The sequence below is a fragment of the Streptomyces sp. NBC_00210 genome (assembly GCF_045160975.1).
GTDB lineage: Bacteria > Actinomycetota > Actinomycetes > Streptomycetales > Streptomycetaceae > Streptomyces.
Window position 1 is genome coordinate 6176545 of record NZ_CP108120.1, and the last position, 21795, is coordinate 6198339.

At 74.0% G+C, this 21795-nt stretch carries 5 protein-coding genes; all 5 read left to right on the forward strand.

All coding sequences use genetic code 11. From position 1 onward, the window contains the following. Positions 1 to 266 precede the first annotated feature (266 nt). The 5 genes from ccrA (at position 267) to OG729_RS27990 (ending at position 21783) form a co-directional block, all read left to right on the forward strand. On the forward strand, positions 267 to 1628 hold the full coding sequence (ccrA, locus tag OG729_RS27970) for a crotonyl-CoA carboxylase/reductase (protein WP_405808592.1): 1362 nt from the start codon (positions 267 to 269) through the stop codon (positions 1626 to 1628). 286 nt (positions 1629 to 1914) lie between these two features. Further along, positions 1915 to 2046 carry a 3-hydroxyacyl-CoA dehydrogenase NAD-binding domain-containing protein gene (locus OG729_RS27975; RefSeq protein WP_405808594.1) on the forward strand — a complete coding sequence of 44 codons (132 nt, stop codon included), beginning with the start codon at positions 1915 to 1917 and terminating at the stop codon, positions 2044 to 2046. Between the two features lie 168 nt (positions 2047 to 2214). Beyond that, a complete protein-coding gene (locus OG729_RS27980; protein WP_405808596.1) occupies positions 2215 to 12846 on the forward strand; it encodes a type I polyketide synthase in 10632 nt (3543 codons plus the stop codon). Between the two features lie 83 nt (positions 12847 to 12929). Beyond that, a complete protein-coding gene (locus OG729_RS27985; protein WP_405811322.1) occupies positions 12930 to 16160 on the forward strand; it encodes a type I polyketide synthase in 3231 nt (1076 codons plus the stop codon). After that, a complete protein-coding gene (locus tag OG729_RS27990; RefSeq protein ID WP_405808597.1) occupies positions 16153 to 21783 on the forward strand; it encodes a type I polyketide synthase in 5631 nt (1876 codons plus the stop codon). The genes OG729_RS27985 and OG729_RS27990 overlap by 8 nt, the downstream gene beginning before the upstream one ends. The last annotated feature ends 12 nt before the right edge of the window (positions 21784 to 21795 follow it).

A 21795-nucleotide genomic window follows, 5' to 3' on the forward strand; every position in this document is an offset into this window, starting at 1 on the left:
GTGCCGCCGATCGCCACGCACTTCGGCCCGGGGCGTCGCAGACCGCGACTTCCGGCGCACCACCGTGCTGGTGCCGATCGGCTCGCGGTCGGCTTGGAATACTGCCCACCTCCTTGAGCTCCCTGAACGTGGCCGCCGAGCTGACGAGCCGTCATGAAAAATCGAGGTTAGGGGTGCCGTGACCCATTCCTGGGGTTGGGACTAGGGGTAATCCCTTCCTAGGCTGTCGCCGACTTCATGTCCTCACTCTGCAATGGAGGCTCATCGTGGATTCGTTGTCCGATGCCGTTCTGGCTGGCGCTCCAGCGGATGAGCTGATGCGCACGGAGGTGCCGTCCGAGTATCTTGCCGCGCATTTGCGGGTGGAGGACGTCGGTATGTTCGGGGGGGCTTCGGACAAGGATGTGCGGAGTTCTTTACGGGTGGGGCCGGTGGAGATGCCGGAGCTGGCGCCGGATGAGGTTCTGGTCGCGGTGATGGCGAGTTCGATCAATTACAACACGGTGTGGTCGGCGATGTTCGAGCCGCTGCCGACGTTCAATTTTCTGGCGCGGATGGGCAAGCAGGGTGGTTTTGCGGCGCGGCATGACCGGCCGTATCACGTGGTGGGTTCCGACGGTGCGGGTGTGGTGGTGCGGGCAGGTGCCGGCGTACGGCGCTGGAAGGCCGGCGACCACGTCGTCATGAGCGGCGCCTATGTGGACTCCGAGGATCCCGCCACCCACTCCGACAGCATGCTGAGCTCCAGTCAACTGGCCTGGGGGTTCGAGACGAACTTCGGCGGCCTGGCCCACTACGCGGTGGTGCGGGCCAGTCAGCTGCTCACCAAGCCCGCTCACCTCACCTGGGAGGAGGCCGCCTCCATCACTCTGTGTGCCGGTACGTCGTACCGGATGCTGGTGGGCGCGAACGGGGCGCGGATCAAGCAGGGTGATGTGGTGCTGATCTGGGGCGCGGCGGGTGGTCTTGGTGCTTTCGCGGTGCAGTTGGTGCGGAATGCCGGTGGTATCTCGGTGGGGGTGGTGAGTTCACCGGAGAAGGCGCAGCTGGTGCGGGAGCTGGGCTGTGATGTGGTGATCGACCGGTCGGAGATCGGTCTGGGCGGGGGCGTGGCGAGCCCGGATCAGACGATCGAGATGGGCAAGCGGCTCGGCCGGGCCATCCGGCGTGAGGTCGGTGAGGATCCGCACGTGGCGTTCGACTACATCGGGCAGGCCACGTTCGGGATGTCGGTGTTCGTGGTCCGGCGTGGTGGTGTGGTGGTGACCTGCGGGTCGAGCACGGGGTATCAGCACCAGTTCGACAACCGCTATTTGTGGATGAACCTGAAACGCATCATCGGCAGCCACGTGGCGAACCTCCAGGAGAAGGCCGAGTGCAATCGGCTCTTTGAACTCGGCAAGCTGGTGCCGGTGCTTTCCTCGGTGTATCCGCTGGCCGAAGTCGGTGAGGCGGCACGGCTCGTGCAGCTGAATCAGCACACCGGAAAGGTGGGCGTTCTCTGCATGGCACCCAAAGAAGGCCTCGGTGTCACGGATCAGGAACTCCGTGAACATATCGGCGAACAACGCCTCAACCCCCTGCGACCGGTAGGTGAAAAGGCACGCATGGTGGCCTCGGTCGTCTGACAGCGCCGATGCCATGGCGAAAGTCCGCGTGACTCCATTCCGCGCAACCCTCCTGGGAAAGGCCGACCTGTGTCATCGAAGGCCAGTAAATCCTTCGGCATTCGAACCGGCCGGACCTTCAGACGCCGCCGCACCGCCGTCCTCACAATGTCGGCAGCGCCTCCGTCGCGCTCACGATCGACGACGCGCACCGCGGCGGCCACATCGCACCCTGATCTCGTCCTGCTCGCCGGATTCGGCGGCGCATGGCCTTCGGCGCCGGACTGCCGCGCCGGGCGGTGACGGCATGACCGCGGCGATCACCCGGGTCGGCGTCGTCGGCAGTGGCCTCATGGCCTCGGGCATCGCCGAGGTCCGCGCCAAGGCGGGACTGGACGTACGCGTCGTCGTCTCCCGCCCCGCCCCGCCTCGCCGGTGACGGGCCGCAAGCGCATCGCCGACTCGCTCGACCGAGGCGACCTGGGCCGCACGACCGGCCGCCGCTTCCACGTGCACACGTGACCTGACGCCCGCGGGGGGCAGGCCGCCTGCGCGTGCTCCCTCACCCGGAAAGACCGAGATCCCCCAGACAGACCGAGAGGAAAACATGAACATCGAAGCCGGGTCCGGTGCGGCCGCACGGGCGGTGTCCGATCAGTCAATCGCCGTTGTCGGCCTCGCATGCCGCCTGCCGGGAGCACCGGATCCGGACGCCTTTCTGCGGTTGCTGACCAACGGCACGGACGCCGTCACGGAGGTGCCGGCCGGGCGTCCCGGACTCACGGCCGACGGACACCGTCGGCGTGCCGGATTCCTGGACCGGATAGACGAGTTCGACCCAGCGTTCTTCGGGATCTCGCCGCGCGAGGCGGCGGGCATCGACCCGCAGCAGCGGCTCGCGCTGGAACTCGCCTGGGAGGCCCTCGAGTACGCCGGCATCGTCCCCGCCGACCTGCGGGAGTCCGACAGCGGCGTCTTCGTCGGAGCCATCTGGGACGACTACGCCAAGATCGCCCACCAGAACGGCGACCAGGCCGTCACCCACACCTCCATCACCGGTCTCAGTCGCGGCATCATCGCCAACCGGCTCTCCTACTTCCTGGGACTGCGCGGCCCCAGCCTGGTCGTCGACTCGGCCCAGTCGTCCTCCCTGGTCGCCGTCCACCTCGCCTGCGAGAGCCTGCGCAGCGGCGAATCCACGCTGGCCCTGGCGGGCGGAGTGAGCCTCAACATCGCGCCCGAGGGCTTCACCGTCGCCGAACGCTTCGGCGCACTCTCGCCGGACGGCCGCGCCCGCACCTTCGACGCGCGCGCCAACGGCTACGTACGCGGAGAAGGCGGCGGATTCGTCGTGCTCAAGCCGCTGTCCCGGGCCCTCGCCGACGGGGACACCGTCCACGCCGTCATCCGCGGCAGCGCCGTCAACAACGACGGCGGGGGAGAGAACCTCACCTCGCCCCGCGGCGAGGCCCAGCAAGACGTCCTGCGCAGGGCCTACGAGCAGGCCCGGGTGGACCCCGCCACGGTCGACTTCGTGGAGCTGCACGGCACCGGAACCCCGGTCGGCGACCCCGTCGAGGCCGCGGCGCTCGGCGCGGTGCTCGGTCGTGACCGGGACGCGGACTCGCCCCTGCTGGTCGGTTCGGTCAAGACCAACATCGGGCACCTGGAGGGCGCGGCGGGCATCGCCGGCCTGCTCAAGGCGATCCTGTGCCTGCGCGAACGCAGCCTCGCGCCCAGCCTCAACTACGCGACACCGCACCCGGACATCCCCCTGGACGCCCTGCGGCTCCGGGTCAACGACACCCTGCGACCGCTCGCCGCGGACGCCGGCCGCGCGCTGACCGCTGGGGTGAGCTCCTTCGGGATGGGCGGCACCAACTGCCATGTGGTGCTCACCGAGGGTCCCACCGCCGTCAGCGTCGAGGACACGGACGCCGTGTCCCTCCCCGTGCTGCTCTCCGGACGGGACGAGACCGTGCTGCGCGCGCAGGCGGAGAGGCTCCGCCGCCATCTCGCCGACCACCCCGGCACCACCCTCGCGGACACCGCGCACACCCTCGCCACCGGGCGCACCCACTTCGCGCACCGCGCCGCCCTGCCCGCCAGGGATCGCGCCGGGCTGCTGGCGGCGCTCGCCGAACGTGCCGCGCCTGGCGCCGGGCGGGGCGCGGAAACCGGGCGGGGCGGTCAACTCGCCTTCCTCTTCACCGGCCAGGGCAGCCAGCACCCCGGCATGGGCCGGGCACTCCACCGGCACTTCCCCGTCTTCGCCGACGCCTTCGACGCGGCCTGCGTGGAACTCGACAAGCACCTCGAGCGGTCCGTACGTGCTCTGGTGCTCGACCCGGACAGCGCGGCGGACGGCGCGGACGACGGCGTACTCGACCGGACGGTCTACACGCAGACCTCCCTGTTCGCCTACGAGACAGCCCTGTTCCGCCTTCTCGAAGCCTGGGGCGTCACCCCCGCCGTGCTCCTCGGGCACTCGGTCGGCGAACTCGCCGCGGCCCACGCGGCCGGCATCCTGTCGCTCGCCGACGGCGCGGCGCTGGTCGCCGCCCGCGGCCGGCTGATGCAGCAACTGCCCGCGGGCGGCGCCATGGTGTCGGTGCAGGCCACCGAGGACGAGCTTCGCGCCGACCTCGCAGCGCTCGCCGGACGCGTCGAGATCGCCGCCGTCAACGGGCCCGCCTCCGTCGTCGTCGCGGGCGACGAGGACGCGGTCGTCGGCCTCGCCGAGCGGTGGCGGGAACACGGCCGCAAGACGAAACGGCTCCGGGTGAGCCACGCCTTCCATTCGCCGCACATGGAACCGATGCTCGACGAGTTCCGTGCCGTGGCCGCCGGACTCACCTACCTGACCCCCCGCATCCCCCTGGTCTCCAACGTGCTGGGCCGGATCGCGACGGGCGACGAGATGGCCGGGCCCGACTACTGGGTCCGCCACGCCCGGCGCGAGGTCCGCTTCCTCGACGGCATGCGGGCCCTGGAGGAGCACGGCGTACGCGTGTACCTCGAAATCGGCCCCGACGGGGTGCTGTCCACCATGGGCCGGGACAGTGTGACGACGGACGGCAGCCTGTTCGTACCGGCCGCCCGCGCCGGCAAGGCGGAGCCGCGCACCCTGACCTCCGCCCTCGGTGAACTGCATGTGCGCGGTGTCCCCGTGGACTGGCGACGCGTCTGCGCCGACCCGGGCGGACGCCGGGTGCCGCTGCCCCCGTACGCCTTCCGGCGCGAGCGGTACTGGCTCACCGCGCCCACCGGTTCCAGGGACCTGGGCGCCGCGGGCCTGGGCCCCGTCGACCACCCGCTGCTCGGCGCCGTCGTCGCCCGGGCCGACGCGGGCGAACTGCTGCTCACCGGCAGGCTGTCCGCGCTCACCCAGCCGTGGCTCGCCGACCAGCGGCTGCACGGCACGGTGGTCGCACCGCCGACCACACACCTCGAGCTCGCCCTGCGGGCGGGCGCGGAGAGCGGCGCCGAGCGCGTGGCGGAGCTGCGCCTGGAGGCACCGCTCGCCCTGCCGGCGGACGGAGCGGTCCAGCTCCAGGTCGCCGTGGGCGCCCCGGACGGTTCGGGGCACCGCCGGCTGACGGTGCACTCCCGTCCCGAGGCCGCGGACCGTGCTCCCGCCGGGGCGCCGTGGACCCGGCACGCCATCGGTGTGCTCGCCCCGGCGCAGGACGCGGCCGAGCCCGAACTCGGCCCCTGGCCACCGCGGAACGCGCAGGCCCTCGACCTCACCGCGGCGGCGGAGGAAAACGCCCGGCGCGGTCTCGACCACGGCTCTGCCTTCCAGGGACCGACCACCGCCTGGCAGCGCGACGGCGAACTCTTCGCCGAGGTCGCGCTCGACGGCGAACCGCGCACGCAGGCGGGCCGGTTCGCCCTGCACCCCGCGCTGCTCGACGCGGCGCTGCGCCCCGCCGTTGCGGCCCGCCGCCCCACAGTGTCCGGCACCGCCCCCGACCAACCCACGATGCCCATGGTCTGGGGCGGTGTCCGGCTCCTCGCTTTCGGAGCCGAACAGCTGCGGGTACGACTGACACCGCGGGGCGACGGCGACGGGTTCGCCCTCGCGGCCTTTGACGCCGCGGGCCGGGCGGTGCTGACCGCCGAGTCGCTGGCCCACGGCAACTACTCCGCCCAGGAGTTGGCCACGGCCGCCGTACAGGACGGCGACCTGTACCAGGTGCAGTGGCAGGAACTCGCCCCGGCCGACGGCGAGCCGGCGCCCGCCGGGCCCGGGGAACGCTGGGCCGTTGTCGGAACCGATCCCTGGGGGCTGGCCGGGGCACTCACCTCCGGCACCCGGGGCGTGCAGCACCACACCGACCTGGCCTCCCTCCTCGCCGCGGCGCCCGAACGGCCCGCCCCCGGTCTGGTGTTCGTCCCTCTTCCCCCAGGGGACGAACACCACCCCGCCTCCGCCGCCGTCCGAGAGGCGACGGAAGTGCTCGACGCCTGGTTCGCCGCCGAGGCCTCGGCCCGCTCCCGCCTCGTGCTCGTCACCCGGGGCGCCGTGGCCGTGGACCCCGCGGACAACCCGGCCGACCCGGCGCAGGCCGCGGTCTGGGGAGCCGCCCGCGCCCACCAGGCCGCGCACTCGGGCCGGCTGACCCTGCTCGACCTCGGCGCCGGGCGCGGCTCGCTGCGGATGCTGGCCACGGTCGCGTCGTACGACGAGCCCGAGCTCGCCCTGCGGGGCGGCCGGGTGAGCGTGCCCCGGCTCACCGCCGTGGACCGGGCCGCCCTGCGCACAGCGCCCTGGGAGTCCGGCGGAAGCATGCTGATCACCGGTGGCACCCGGGGCCTCGGCGCGGCCGTCGCCCGCCACCTGGCCGGCACGCGCACCGTGCGCCGGCTGCTGCTCGCCGGTCCCGGCGCCGAGGATGACGAGGCGGCGCGGGCGCTCGTGGACGAACTGTCGGGGCTCGGCGTGCAGGCGGTGGTCGCGGACTGCGACCCCGCCGTACGCGAACAGGTGGAGCGGCTGCTGGCGGCGGTGCCCGCCGAATACCCGCTCACCGGTGTCGTCCACGCGTGGGAACCGCCGGACACATCGGCCGAGCAGGTCATGGACGCGGCGCTGCACCTGCACGAACTCACCCGGGACAGCCACCTGTCGGACTTCGTGCTGCTGTCCTCGCACGCCGGAATCCTGGACGGACCCGCGGACCGTGCGGTGCTCGGCGCGTTCCTCGCCGCGCTGTCCCAGCGGCGGCGCGCCGAGGGGCTGCCCGCACTCACCCTGGCCGTACCGGCCCCGGCCTTCGCCGAGGCCGGCGCGGGCCACGACGCCCCGGCGCGACTGCCGTACGCCGTACCGGCATGGCTCGACGCGGCACGGGCCGCCGAGGCGCCGGCGCTGCTGCTCACCCACATCGACCGGACCCCGGTGCGCGAGGAGCCGCCGGCGCTGCTGAGCGGGCTGGTGCGCAGGCTGCCCCGGCGGGCCGCCGCGCCCGGCGCGGCCGAGGAGCCCGCCGCCACCGGGTTCGCGGCGCAGCTGCTCGGCCTGCCCGAGGGCGAACGCGACGGACTGCTCGCGCAGGTGGTGCGCGCACACGCCGCGACCGTCCTGGAGCACGCCACCCCGGACACCCTCGACCTCGCCCAGAGCTTCAAGGACCTCGGATTCGACTCGCTGATGGGAGTGGAGTTCCGCGACCGGCTCGCCGCGGCCACCGGTCTGAAGCTGCCGTCCACGCTCGTCTTCGACCACCCGACGGGCGAGTCGGTGGTCGGCCGCCTGCGCGGCGAACTCCTCGGGTCCGCCGACGCGACGGCCGAGGCGGCACGTCCCCTGCCGGCGGCCGCCGCATCGGACGACCCCATAGCCATCATCGCGATGAGCTGCCGGTACCCCGGTGGCATCGCCTCGCCCGAGGACCTGTGGCAGGTCGTCGCCGAGGGACGCGACGTCGTGGGGCCCTTCCCCGCGGACCGCGGCTGGGACCTCAAGGGCAGCTACGACCCCGAGGGCAACGAACCGGGCAAGCACTATGTGCGCGAAGGCGGATTCCTGCACGGGGCCACGGAGTTCGACGAGGCCTTCTTCGGGATATCGCCCCGCGAGGCCGCCGCGATGGACCCGCAGCAGCGACTCGTCCTGGAGATCGCCTGGGAGGCCTTGGAGCGCGGCGGCCTCACCCCACAGAACCTGGCCGGCACGCCGACCGGAGTGTTCGTCGGCACCACCTTCCAGGACTACGGGCCGCGCCTCGACGAAGGGACACCGGCCACTGAGGGCTACCTCATGACCGGCAGCACCCCCAGCGTCGTCTCCGGGCGTGTGGCCTACACCTTCGGATTCGAAGGGCCCGCCGTCACCGTGGACACCGCCTGCTCCGCCTCCCTGGTGGCCCTGCACCTGGCCTGCCAGTCGCTGCGCCAGGGCGAGTCCACGCTGGCGCTCGCCGGCGGGGTGACGGTGATGTCCACGCAGGGCATCTTCGTCGAGCTCACCCGGCAGCGCGCCCTGTCGCCCGACGGTCGCTGCAAGGCGTTCTCCGCGGCGGCCGACGGCACCGGCTGGGCGGAGGGCGCGGGCATGCTCCTGCTGGAGCGGCTCTCCGACGCCCGGCGCAACGGCCACCCGGTCCTCGCCGTCGTCAAGGGCTCGGCCACCAACCAGGACGGAGCGAGCAACGGCCTGACCGCGCCGAGCGGACCCGCCCAGCAGCGGGTCATCCGGCGGGCCCTGGCCAACGCGGGAATCTCCGCCTCGGACGTCGACGCGGCCGAGGCGCACGGCACCGGCACCCGGCTCGGCGACCCCATCGAGGCCCATGCGCTCCTGGCGACGTACGGACAGGAGCGGCCCGCGGGCGAGCCGCTGTGGCTGGGCTCCGTGAAGTCCAACTTCGGCCACACCCAGGCGGCGGCGGGCGTGGCCGGGGTGATCAAGATGGTGGAGGCGATGCGCCACGGCGAACTGCCGCAGACCCTGCACGCCGACGAGCCGTCGCCGCACATCGACTGGGCCTCCGGCGCCGTCTCGCTGCTGACCCGGCGGATGCCGTGGCCGGACCTCGGGCGGCCGCGCCGGGCGGGCGTCTCCTCGTTCGGCATCAGCGGCACCAATGCGCACGTGATTCTGGAGCAGGCCCCGGCGGACGATCCCGGTCCTCGGGCGGCCGTGCCCGACGGCCCCCAGCCGTGGGTGCTCTCCGCGCAGCACCCCGCGGCGCTCCGGGAGCAGGCCCGCAGGCTGCGCACCCGGCTGGCCGACGCCGACCTGCCGCTCGCGGACACCGCCACGGCCCTCGCGACCACGCGGTCCGCCTTCCGGCACCGGGCGGTCGTGGTCGCCGAGGACCGGGAAGGGTTCCTCGCGGGCCTGGACGCGCTGGCGCAGGAGCAGTCCGCCGCCTCGGTCGTGCAGGCCACCGCCGACGCCGCCGGCCGGACCGTCTTCGTCTTCCCCGGACAGGGCTCGCAGTGGGCCGGGATGGCCGCCCGGCTCCTCGACGAATCACCGGAGTTCGCCCGGCAGCTCGCCCGGTCCGCGGCCGCCGTCGAGGCCCATGTGCCGTGGTCCGTGGCCGCCGTGCTGAGGGAGGAGGAGGGCGCCCCGTCGCTGGAGCGGATCGAGGTCGTCCAGCCGGTCCTGTTCGCCGTGCACGTCGCGCTGGCCGGACTGTGGCAGGCGCACGGGGTGACCCCGGACGCCGTCGTGGGCCACTCGCAGGGCGAGATCGCCGCCGCCTGCGTCTCGGGCGCGCTGAGCGTGGCGGACGCCGCACGCATCGTCGTCCTGCGCTCGCAGCTCTTCGCGGACGAGCTCACCGGCCGCGGCGCGGTGGCCTCCGTGGCGCTGCCCCGCGCGGCGGCCGAGCCCTGGCTGGCTCCGTACGGCGCACGGCTGTCTGTCGCGGGCGAGAACAGCCCGGGGACGGTCACCGTCGCGGGCGACACCGAGGCGCTCGAAGAACTGGTCGCCGCGCTCCGGGAACAGGGCGAGCGCGCCCGGGTGGTGCCCGCCACGGTGGCCTCGCACAGTCCCCAGGTGGAACCGCTGCGGGAGCGGATCCTGGACCTGCTCTCCTTCGTGCGCCCCCGGCTCGGCACCGTCCCGCTCTACTCCACGGTCACCGGCGACGTGGTCAAGGGACCCGAGCTGACGGCCGAGTACTGGTACGAGAACTGCCGCCGTCCCGTCGGCTTCCTGTCGGCCGTGCGCACCCTGCTCACCGACGGGTTCCGGGTGTTCGTCGAGACCAGTGCGCACCCCGTGCTGACCATGAGCGCCGAGGAAACGGCGGACGCCGAGGGCGTGAGCGTGGCGGTGGTCGGCACCCTGCGTCGCGACGAGGGCGGGAAGAGCCGGCTACTCACCTCGCTCGGTGAGGCATGGGCCCACGGCGTGGACGTCGACTGGGGCCCGGCGTTCCCCGGCGCGCAGGCCGGCCGGGTTGCGCTGCCGACCTATGCCTTTCAGCGCAAGCGCTTCTGGGCCCAGGAGTCCGCCGCCCCGGCGTCGGCGGCCGGGCTCGGGCTCGCGGCGGCCGACCACCCGATGCTGAGTGCGGTCGTCCCGCTCGCCGAGGCCGAGGGCATGGTGCTGACCGGGCGGCTGTCCCTGGACGACCACCCCTGGCTGGCCGACCACGCGGCGCTCGGCACGGTTCTGCTGCCGGGCGCGGCACTCGTGGAACTGGCCCTGCAGGCCGGCGACCGGGCGGAGTGCGCCCTGCTCGACGAACTCACCCTGGAGACGCCCGTGGTGCTCCCGGCCGACGGCGCCCTCCACCTGCAGATCACGGTGGGCGCCGCCGACGGGTCCGGGTGCCGCCCGCTGAGCGTGCACACCCGCCCCGACGCGGACGCACCGGAGCTGCCCTGGACCCGGCACGCGACCGGAGTCCTCGCGCCCGGCGGCCCGGACGAGGCGGACGCCGAAGGGATCGCCGAGCTGCGTCAGTGGCCACCGCGCGGTGCCGAGCCGGTCCCGCTCGACGGCTGGTACGAGGCGCTCGCCGCCGGCGGATACGAGTACGGCCCCGCTTTCCAGGGGCTGCGCTCCGTGTGGCGGCGCGGCGGCGAGGTCTTCGCGGAACTCGCGCTGCCCGACGGGGAGACCGAGCGGGCGGCCCGGTTCGGGCTGCACCCCGCGCTGCTCGACTCCGCCCTGCACGCCATCGAGCTCGGTGCGCTGCCCAGCACCGGGGACACCCAACTGCCGTTCGCCTGGAGCGGGGTGCGGCTGTACGCCACCGGCGGGACCCGGGCCCGCCTGCGGTTGGCCGCGGCAGGGCCGTCCAGCGTCTCGCTGCACCTCGCGGACGCTGCGGGCAACCCGCTCGCGCGGGTCGCGTCGATGGCGCGGCGGCCCGTTTCGGCGGAGCAGCTGAGCCGTTCCACGGTGAGCGACGCCCTGTTCCGGCTGGACTGGGTGCCCCTGTCCGTGCCGCCGGCCACGGACGGCGGGCGCTGGGCGGTCGTCGGACCGGACGGCCTGGGCCTCGCCGAGGCCGTTGCGGCGACCGGTGCGCACGTGGCCGGGCACGCCGGGCTCGACGAGCTGCCTGCCGACACGGAGCTCGCCTTCGCGGTGTGCGGCGGCGACGCCGCCGCTGGAGGGCACGACGAGGCCGAGGCCCTGCGGAGGGCGGTCACCTCCACCCTCGCCCTGCTCCAGTCCTGGCTCGCCGACGAACGCCGCGCCTCGGCACGCCTGGTCGTCGTCACCCGTGGAGCGGTCGCCACGGCCGACCACGAGGACGTGACCGACCTGCCGCGCGCCGCCGTATGGGGCCTGTTGCGGTCGGCGCAGTCCGAGCACCCGGACCGCTTCACGCTCCTCGACGTGGACGGCACGGCCGCGTCGTGGGCCGCGCTGTCGGCGGCGGCAGGCGGCGAAGAACCCCAGATCGCGTTGCGTGAGGGCAGGGCTGCCGTGCCCCGGCTCGTCCGGGCGTCGCCCGGCGCGGACGCCGCGCCCTGGAACCCGGACGGCACCGTGCTGATCACCGGTGGCACCGGCGCCCTCGGCAGGCTCACGGCCCGGCACCTGGCCGCCGAACACGGCGTACGGCGGCTGCTGCTGACCAGCCGCTCGGGACCGGCCGCCGAGGGCGCCGCCGACCTCAAGGGGGAACTCGCCGCGCTGGGCGCCGACGCGGAGATCGTGGCCTGCGACGTCGCGGACCCCCAGGCACTGCGCCGGCTGCTCGCGGACATTCCGGCGTCCCAGCCCCTGACGGCCGTGGTGCACACCGCCGGCGTGCTCGACGACGGGGTGCTCGCCGCGCAGACCCCCGAGCAGATCGCGGCCGTGCTGCGCCCCAAGGCCGAGGCCGCCTGGTGGCTGCACGAACTCACCCGGGACCTGGGGCTCACGGCCTTCGTGTCGTTCTCCTCTGTCCAGGGCCTGCTCGGCGGCCCCGGCCAGGCCAACTACGCGGCGGCCAGCGCCTACCTCGACGCCCTCGCCCAGCACCGCCGGGCAGGCGGCCTGGCCGCCACCTCGCTGGCATGGGGCCTGTGGGCGCAGGGAGGAATGGAAGCCGCCCTCAGCGAGGCCGACCGCGCCAGGCTCGCCCGCACCTCGGGCATGACGGCCCTGACCGGCGAGGAGGGCATGGAGCTCCTCGACGCCGCTCTGTCCACCGGACGGTCCGGCGCCGTACCGGCCCGGCTGAACCTCGCTTCGCTGCGCAGCCGCGCGGCCGCGGAGCTGCCCGCCCCGCTGCGCGCACTCGTACGGCCGAAACCCCGGCGGACCGCCGCCGTGGCCACCGCGGCCGACGAGGGAAACCCGCTGGCCCGGCGCCTGGCCGGACTGACCGCGGCCGAGCGGGAGAAGGCGCTCGTCGACCTCGTCCGCGCCGAGGCCGCGGCCGTTCTGGACCACGACAGCCCCCAGGACATCGGCAGCAGGCGGGAGTTCAAGGAACTCGGCTTCGATTCGCTGACCGCGGTCGAGCTGCGCAACCGGCTCGCCCGCGCGACCGGCCTGCGCCTGCCCGCGACGCTGGTGTTCGACCACCCGACGCCGCAGACACTCGCGCACCGGATCGGCGCCGAGTTGCCGGCGCAGCAGGAGCAGGAGCAGGAGGAAGCGGCGACGCGGCACGCACAGGACCCGTCCGCTGACAGCGGCGGGCACGGACCGGCGCAGGAGACCCGGCAGCCGGACGGGGAGACCGCCGGACCGACGGCGGACCTCATCGACGGCCTCGACGTCGATGACCTGATCCGCCTGGCCCGCGAGGGACTGGGGACGTGACGGCGGCCGACGGCGCGGCACGGACGGTGAGTTCGGTGAACGCACAGGAAGGGAAGAGCATGACGGGCACGTCCCCGGAAGCAGTGGTCCAGGCGCTGCGAGAAGCGCTCAAGGAGACCGCCAGGCTGCGGCAGGAGAACCAGGAGTTGCGCGCGTCCGCCGAGGAGCCGGTGGCCATCGTCGGGATGAGCTGCCGGTTCCCGGGCGGGGTGCGCTCGCCGGAGGACCTGTGGGAGCTGGTGGTGTCGGGCGGGGACGCGGTGTCCGGGTTTCCGGAGGACCGCGGCTGGGATCTGGAAGGCCTCTTCGACCCCGACCCGGAACGACCCGGGACCTCCTATACGCGAAGCGGTGGATTCCTTTACGACGCGGGGGAGTTCGATGCCGAGTTCTTCCGGGTCAGTCCGCGGGAGGCGTTGGCCATGGATCCGCAGCAGCGGCTGTTCCTGGAGACGTCGTGGGAGGCGCTGGAGCGGGCCGGCATCGATCCAGCGGAGTTGCGCGGCAGCCGCACCGGCGTCTACGCCGCGTCCTTCTACCACGACTACGGCCCGCCGCTGCACGCCGCCACCCAAGGCGTGGAGGGCTACCGTCTCACCGGCAGCCAGTCCAGTGTGCTCTCGGGCCGGGTGGCGTACAGCTTCGGTCTGGAAGGGCCCGCCGTCACCGTCGACACCGCCTGCTCGTCCTCGCTCGTCACCCTGCATCTCGCCGTGCAGGCACTGCGTCAGGGCGACTGCACGCTCGCCCTGGCCGGCGGTGTCACGGTGATGGCCATGCCCGGCACCTTCGTCGAGTTCAGCCGCCAGCAGGGCCTCGCCGGCGACGGCCGCTGCAAGTCCTTCGCCCAGGCCGCCGACGGCACCGGCTGGTCGGAGGGCGTCGGGGTGCTGGTCGTCGAGCGCCTCAGCGACGCGCGGCGCAACGGGCACCGGGTGCTGGCGGTGGTGCGGGGCAGCGCCCTCAACCAGGACGGCGCCAGCAACGGGCTGACCGCCCCCAACGGCCCCGCCCAACAGCGCCTGATCCGGCAGGCCCTCGCAGGCGCGCGCCTCGGCGCGGCGGACGTGGATGCGGTGGAGGCGCACGGGACGGGGACGCGGCTGGGTGATCCGATCGAGGCACAGGCGCTGCTCGCGACGTACGGACAGGAGCGGCCCGCGGGCGAGCCGCTGTGGCTCGGCTCGGTGAAGTCCAACCTCGGCCACACCCAGGCCGCGGCGGGCGTCGCCGGTGTGATCAAGATGGTGATGGCGCTGCGGGAGGGGGTTTTGCCGCGGACGTTGCATGTCGACGCGCCGTCGTCGTTCGTGGACTGGGAGGCGGGCAGTGTCGCGCTGCTGACCGAGCAGCGGGAGTGGCCGCAGAGTGGGCGGGTGCGGCGGGCTGCGGTGTCCGCCTTCGGGATCAGCGGCACGAACGCGCATGTGATTTTGGAGCAGGCGCCTGCTGAAGAGGCTTTGCAGCAGCGGGAGTCAGGTGCGGCCGTGGTGCCGTTGTTGGTGTCGGCGGCCGGTGAGGCGGGGTTGCGGGGGCAGGCCGGGCGGTTGCTGGCGCATCTGGCGGCGCGTCCTGAGCAGACGCCGGCGGAGGTGGCGTACGCACTGGCGATCAGTCGGTCGGCGCTCGAGCACCGCGCGGTCGTGCTCGGCAAGGACCGGGACGAACTGGCCGCGGGCCTCGAAGCACTCACCGCCGGCGAACCCTCCCCGGGCGTGCTGCGCGGCGATGCCGACCCCGACGGCAGACTCGCCCTCCTGTTCACCGGCCAGGGCAGCCAACGGCCAGGCATGGGACGGGAGTTGTACGAGGCATTCCCGGCCTTCGCCGCGGCGCTCGACGAGGTGTGCGCGGCCCTGGACCCGGAGTTGGAGCGGCCCCTGCTCGACGTGCTGTTCGCCCGGCCCGGCACCGAGGCGGCCGAGGCGCTCGACGCCACCGCGTACACCCAGGCGGCGCTGTTCGCCCTGGAGGTCGCGCTCTTCCGGCTGATCTCCTCCTGGGGAGTACGCCCCGACTTCCTGCTCGGCCACTCCGTCGGGGAGATCGTGGCGGCCCATGTCTCCGGTGCCCTGTCCCTGCGGGACGCCTGCACCCTGGTCGCCGCGCGCGGCAGGCTCATGCAGGCGCTGCCGCCGGGCGGCGCCATGGTGTCGGTGCGCGCCGGCGCGGACGAGGTCGTCGGCGTACTGGCCGGACACGAGGACCGGGCCTCGGTCGCCGCGGTCAACGGACCCGCCTCCGTGGTGCTGTCCGGCGACGAGGAGGTGGTGACCCGGGCCGCGGACGTGCTCGCCGGGCGAGGACACAAGACGCGCCGGCTTGCGGTCAGCCATGCCTTCCACTCCCCCCTCATGGAGCCCATGCTCGCCGAGTTCCGCCGCGTCGTCGGCAAGCTCGACTTCGGCGCACCGCACATCCCCGTGGTCTCCAACGTCACCGGACGTCTGCTCACGGCCGAGGAGATCGCTTCCCCCGACTACTGGGCGCGGCAGGTCAGGCAGACCGTCCGCTTCCTCGACGGCATGCGGTTCCTGGAGTCCGAAGGCGTCACCGTCCACCTGGAGCTCGGGCCCGACGCCGTGCTCGCGGCCATGGGGCAGGACTGCCTGACGGCGCCGGGCACGCGGGACGCCGAACCGGTGCTCGCCCCGCTGCTGCGCCGCGGTCACCCGGAGGACTCCTCGCTGCTCCGGGCGCTCACCGAGGCCGCCGCGCACGGGGCGCCGCTCGACTGGGCCCGGCTGCTCGGCGGCCCCGGCGGTCGGCCGGTGGAACTGCCCACGTACGCCTTCCAGCGGCGTCGCTACTGGCTGCACCGCCCGGACGCGGCCGCGGGCCCGCAGACCACCGCCGCACCGGAAGCGGACGAAACCGCCCCCGAGCAGCCGCGGCTCGCGGACCTGCCCGAGCCCGACCGCGGCCGCCGCATCCTGGACCTCGTCCGCACCGAGATCGCGGCCGTCCTCGCCCACCCCACGACGGAGTCCGTCCAGGCCAAGCGGGCGCTGAAGGACCTGGGCTTCGATTCGCTCGCCACGGTCAAGCTGCGCAACCGGCTCGGCCGCGCCACCGGGCTCGACCTGCCGGCCACGGTGATCTTCGATCATCCGACTCCGGCCGCCCTCGCCGACCATCTGCGCACCCTCCTCACGACCGATGGCGACGAGCAGGAGGAGAGCGCGCCCGCTCCGGCCGAGGCCCCGGAGGCCGACGACCTCGCCGAGCGCCTGGAGACCGCGTCGGACGACGACTTCTTCGCCCTCATAGACAACGCACTCGGCACCCAGACCGACAAGGACCGCAATGTCTGACGAACACAAGCTCCGTGACTACCTCAAGCGCGCCACGGTCGAACTGCACGACGCGCGTCGCCGACTGCGCGAAGCCGAGGAGCGCACCGGTGAGCCGGTGGCGATCGTCGGGATGAGCTGCCGGTTCCCGGGCGGGGTGCGCTCGCCGGAGGACCTGTGGGAGCTGGTGGTGTCGGGCGGGGACGCGGTGTCCGGGTTTCCGGAGGACCGCGGCTGGGATCTGGAAGGCCTCTTCGACCCCGACCCGGACAGGGCGGGAACGTCGTATGTGCGGGAGGGCGGATTCCTTTACGACGCGGGGGAGTTCGACGCCGAGTTCTTCCGGGTCAGTCCGCGGGAGGCGTTGGCCATGGATCCGCAGCAGCGGCTGTTCCTGGAGACGTCGTGGGAGGCGCTGGAGCGGGCCGGTATCGATCCAGCGGAGCTGCGCGGCAGCCGCACCGGCGTCTACGCGGGCTGCGCCGCCACCGACTACCAGGCCCTGCTGCACACGGTCCCCGCGGAGATCGAGCCTTATCGGCTCACCGGCGTCTCGGGCAGTGTGCTCTCGGGCCGGGTGGCGTACACCTTCGGTCTGGAAGGGCCCGCCGTCACCGTCGACACCGCCTGCTCGTCCTCGCTGAGCGCCCTGCACCTGGCCGTGCGCGCCCTGCGCGGTGACGAGTGCTCGCTCGCACTCGTCGGCGGGGTGTCGGTCATGAGCACCCCGTCGTCGTTCGTCGACTTCAGCAGGCAGCGCGGCTTCGCGCCCGATGCCCGGGTCAAGGCCTTCGCCCAGGCAGCCGACGGCACGAGCTTCGCTGAGGGCGTCGGGGTGCTGGTCGTCGAGCGCCTCAGCGACGCGCGGCGCAACGGGCACCGGGTGCTGGCGGTGGTGCGGGGCAGCGCCCTCAACCAGGACGGCGCCAGCAACGGGCTGACCGCGCCCAGCGGTTCGGCCCAGCGCCGGGTCGTCCGCGCGGCACTCGGGGATGCCCGGCTCGGCGCGGCGGACGTGGATGCGGTGGAGGCGCACGGGACGGGGACGCGGCTGGGTGATCCGATCGAGGCACAGGCGCTGCTGGCGACGTACGGACAGGAGCGGCCCGCGGGCGAGCCGTTGTGGCTGGGCTCGGTGAAGTCCAACGTGGGCCACACGCTCGCCGCCGCCGGGATGGCCGGTGTGATCAAGATGGTGATGGCGCTGCGGGAGGGGGTTTTGCCGCGGACGTTGCATGTCGACGCGCCGTCGTCGTTCGTGGACTGGGAGGCGGGCAGTGTCGCACTGCTGACCGAGCAGCGGGAGTGGCCGCAGAGTGGGCGGGTGCGGCGGGCTGCGGTGTCCGCCTTCGGCATGAGCGGCACGAACGCGCATGTGATTTTGGAGCAGGCGCCTGCTGAAGAGGCTTTGCAGCAGGGGGAGTCGGGTGCGCCGGCGGTGGTGCCGTTGTTGGTGTCGGCGGCCGGTGAGGCGGGGTTGCGGGGGCAGGCCGGGCGGTTGCTGGCGCATCTGGCGGCGCATCCTGAGCAGACGCCGGCGGAGGTGGCGTATGCGCTGGCGATGAGTCGGTCGGCGCTCGAGCACCGCGCGGTTGTGCTCGGCAAGGACCGGGACGAACTGGCCGCGGGCCTCGAAGCACTCGCCGCCGGCGAACCCTCCGCCCAGGTGGTCCAAGGAGCGGCGCAGCACCGGGACGGCGCGGTGTTCGTCTTTCCCGGGCACGGGTCGCAGTGGGTGGGCATGGCCGAGTCGCTCCTCGCTTCCTCCCCGGTCTTCCGCGCCGCCTTCGAGGAGTGCGCTACGGCCCTCGCCCCCTTCGTGGACTTCTCGCCCCGAGAGGCCCTCACGGACGCCGCGCTCCTGGAACGGGTCGAGGTCGTCCAGCCCGTGCTGTGGGCCGTCATGGTGTCCCTGGCCGCGCTCTGGCGCGCGCACGGAGTGGAGCCGGCCGCCGTGGTCGGACACAGCCAGGGCGAGGTCGCGGCGGCGTGCGTCGTCGGCGCGCTGACCCTGGAGGAAGGGGCGCGGGTGGTGGCCGCCCGCAGCCGCGCGCTGGCGTCGCTGCCCTCCGGCGGGATGGTGTCCGTCGCCCAGTCCGCCGAGCGGACGGCCGCGCGCCTTGAACGCTGGAACGGGCGCCTGGACATCGCCGTGGTCAACGCCCCCTCGTCCGTGGTGGTCTCCGGCGCCGCGGACGCCTGCGACGAACTGCTCGCCGAGTGCGAGAGCGAGGGGGTCCGCGCCCGGCGGCTGCCTGCGGCTCAGGCCGGCCACTCGGCTCATGTGGAGGCGGTCCGCGCCACGTTGACCGATGCGCTGCGCGATCTCGGGCCGAAGCCCTCGACGATCCCGTTCTATTCGTCGGTCGAGGGCGGCGCCGTGGACACCGCGGGCCTCGACGCCGGCTACTGGTACCGCAATCTGCGGCACACCGTGCGCTTCGACCGGGCCGCCCGCGCCCTCGCCGACGACGGGCACCGGGCCTTCTGCGAGATCAGCCCGCACCCGGTACTGACCTTTGCCGTGGCCGAGACCCTGGAGGGCGACAGCTCGGCGCTGGTCCTTGGGACGCTGCGCCGCGGGGAGGGCGGCCTCGAACGCTTCTGCACCGCGCTGGGGAGCGCGTACGCACGCGGCCTGCCGGTGGACTGGACCCCGCTCCTGCGCGGTGCGGCCGGACCGGCGGTGGAGCTTCCGACGTACGCCTTCCAGCGTCGTCGCTACTGGGCGGACCCGGCCCAGCACGAGGCGCCGGTGTCCGGCGACGCGGCCGACGCCGAGTTCTGGGCTGCCGTGCAGAGCGCGGACGGTGCGGACCTCGCCCGGCTCACGGGGATCGAACCCGGCGGTGCGCTCGACGGGTTGCGCTCGGCGCTGGCCACCTGGAGGCGTCGCCGGGCCGCGCGCTCCGAGGCCGGCTCCTGGCACCACCGGGTGCGCTGGCAGCCGGTGGGGGAGCTCGCGGCGGGCGCCCTGTCGGGGGTGTGGCTGCTGGTCGTTGCGGCCCAGGAGGGCAACGAGGGCGTGCGCGACGGCCGGGACGGCGGCGCGGACGGTACGGCCGCCGTGCTCGTCCGGGCGCTGGAGGCCCGGGGCGCGCGCGTTGTACGGATCGCGGTGGACGTGTCGTCCGGGCCGGGCACCCGGCGGGAGCGGCTGGCAGCCCTGCTGCGGCAGGCGGCACAGCGGGCGGAGGCCGCCGCGACGGGAGTGCTGTCGCTGCTGCCGCTCGAGGAGAGGGCGGCCGACGCCGACGACGCTTTCGGCCACCCGGGCACCGCCGCCACGCTGGCCCTGCTCCAGGCACTGGCCGACGTCGGTGTGCAGGCGCCGCTGTGGTCGGTGACCAGCGGGGCCGTCTCCGTGGCGGACTCCGATCCGCTGACCCGCCCGCAGCAGGCCCCGGTGTGGGGCCTGGGCCGGGCGGCTGCGCTGGAGAGCCCCAAGATCTGGGGCGGCCTCGTCGACCTGCCGGCCGTGATCGACGAACGGACCGCCTCGCGGCTCGTCCGGCTGCTTGCCGGGGCGGGCCCGGAGGACCGGTTCGCCGTCCGTGCCTCCGGGGTCTACGTTCCCAGGCTCGTCCCCCTGGCTGCGGGCGCGCCGGGCCAGGAGCCCGCGTGGTCGCCGCCGGAGGGGACCGTACTCGTCACGGACGGCACGTCGGGCCCCGGGGCCGAGGTGGCCCGGCGGCTTGCCGCTCTCGGCGCGGGCCATCTGCTGCTCACCCAGGCCGCGGCTCCGCCGCATGCACAACTCGACGCACTGAAGCGGGAGTTGGGGGAGCTCGGAGCGCTGGTGACCGTGGCCGACTGCGACCCGGGTGACGCGGATGCGGTGGCCGCGCTGCTGCGGACCGTCCCCGAGGGGCGGAAGCTGAGCGCCGTCGTGCACACCGCGGAGATCCGCGCCGAGATCCCGCTCGACCGGCTGGAGCCGGGGCAGTTGGAGCTCCTGCTCGACCGCAAGGCCCGGGCCGCGTGGAACCTGCACCGGCTCACCCTGGAGCACCGGCCCGCGGCCTTTGTGCTGTTCTCCTCCCTCGCGGCCACGCTCGGCACCGGGGCCGGTCTGGGCGGCCACGCGGCCGCGAGCGCCTACCTCGACGCGCTCGCCGCACACCGGCGCGGCGCGGGGCTGCCGGCCACGTCCGTGGCCTGGGGCCCCTGGGAGGAGCCGGACGCCGAGCCCGTGCGGCGGGAGCGGCTGACCGGGCGTGGCATCCCTCCGATGGATCCGCGGTCGGCGGCGGACGCTCTGCTCGACGTCCTGGGCCGGGACGAGCCGACGGCGGTCGTCGCGGCCCTGGACTGGGAGCGCTATCTGCGCGCCTTCGACGCGACCCGTCCCGACCCCCTGATCGGCTCGGTCCCCGACGTCGTACGCCTCAGGGCGGCGGCCGCGACGGGTACGACGGCCGCGGCGGTGTCCCCGGAACGGCTGGCGGCGCTGGAGCACAGCGAGCGTCTCCCCGCCCTGCGCGACCTCGTCCGTTCCGAGGTCGCCGTGGTGCTCGGCCACGCCGACGCCGCGGCGGTCGAACCGCACCGAGGTTTCCTGGAACTCGGCCTGGACTCCCTCACCACGGTCGAACTCCGCAACCGTCTCGCCGCCGCGACGGGACTGCCACTGAAGGCCCGCGCGATTCTCGACCACCGCACCCCGGAGGCCCTGGCGGGCCATCTGTACGAGCAATTCGCGGGCAGCGAACCCGAGAACCCGGAGGCTTCCGGCACCTCGGCGACGTCCGGCGCCCGGGCCACCCGCGACACCCCACCCCCCTCCCACCCGTCGCCCGCGCTCTCGTCGGCGTCCTCCTTGCGGGACCAGCTCCTCGACGCCGTACAGCGAGGCGTCACCGGTGAGTTCACCCGGCGGCTCGTCGAACTGGGCCGAAGCCGTCCCTCCTTCACCACGCCAGGGCCCGGCGACATCCCCGAACCCGTTCCGCTCGCGTCGGGCGGCAGCGGGCGCCCCGTGCTGTTCTGCCTGCCCACGGTGATGGCCACCATGGGCGCTCACCAGTACGCCCGGTTCGCCGCACCCTTCCGCGGAGAACGGAGCGTCCACGCCGTGCCGTTGCCCGGGTTCACGGCCGATGAGCGACTGCCGGCTTCGCTGGACGCCCTGGTGGACGCCTTGGCCGAGGCCGTGCGGCGCCGGGCGGGCGAGGAAGCGTACGGCCTGGTCGGCTACTCCTCCGGCGGACTGCTCGCGCACCTCGTGGCGCGCCGCCTGGAGAGCGACGAGGCGAAGGTTTCCGCCGTGGTGCTCCTGGACACCTCCGCGCCGCTGCCCGGCGAGCCGGTCCAGGTCGCGCCCGTGGTGCTCGCGGGGATGGCGGCGCGGGCGAGCGAACTCACCCCACTCGACGACGCGCGCCTGACCGCGATGGGCAGCTACCTCGGTCTCCTCGAGGAGTGGCGGTACGTCCCGGTCGAGGCACCCACCCTGCTGGTCAGGGCCGGTGTCCCGGTGCCCGGCCAGCCCGGCGGCGAGGCCTGGCGGGCCGTCTGGGAACGGACGCATGACGCCGTCGAGGTGCCGGCGGACCACTTCACCATGATCGAGCAGAGCGCCGAGCACACCGCCCGCGCCGTGCGGGACTGGCTCGATGCCTCGAACCCCCACCACCCGACGTGAGCCTCCGGCCCG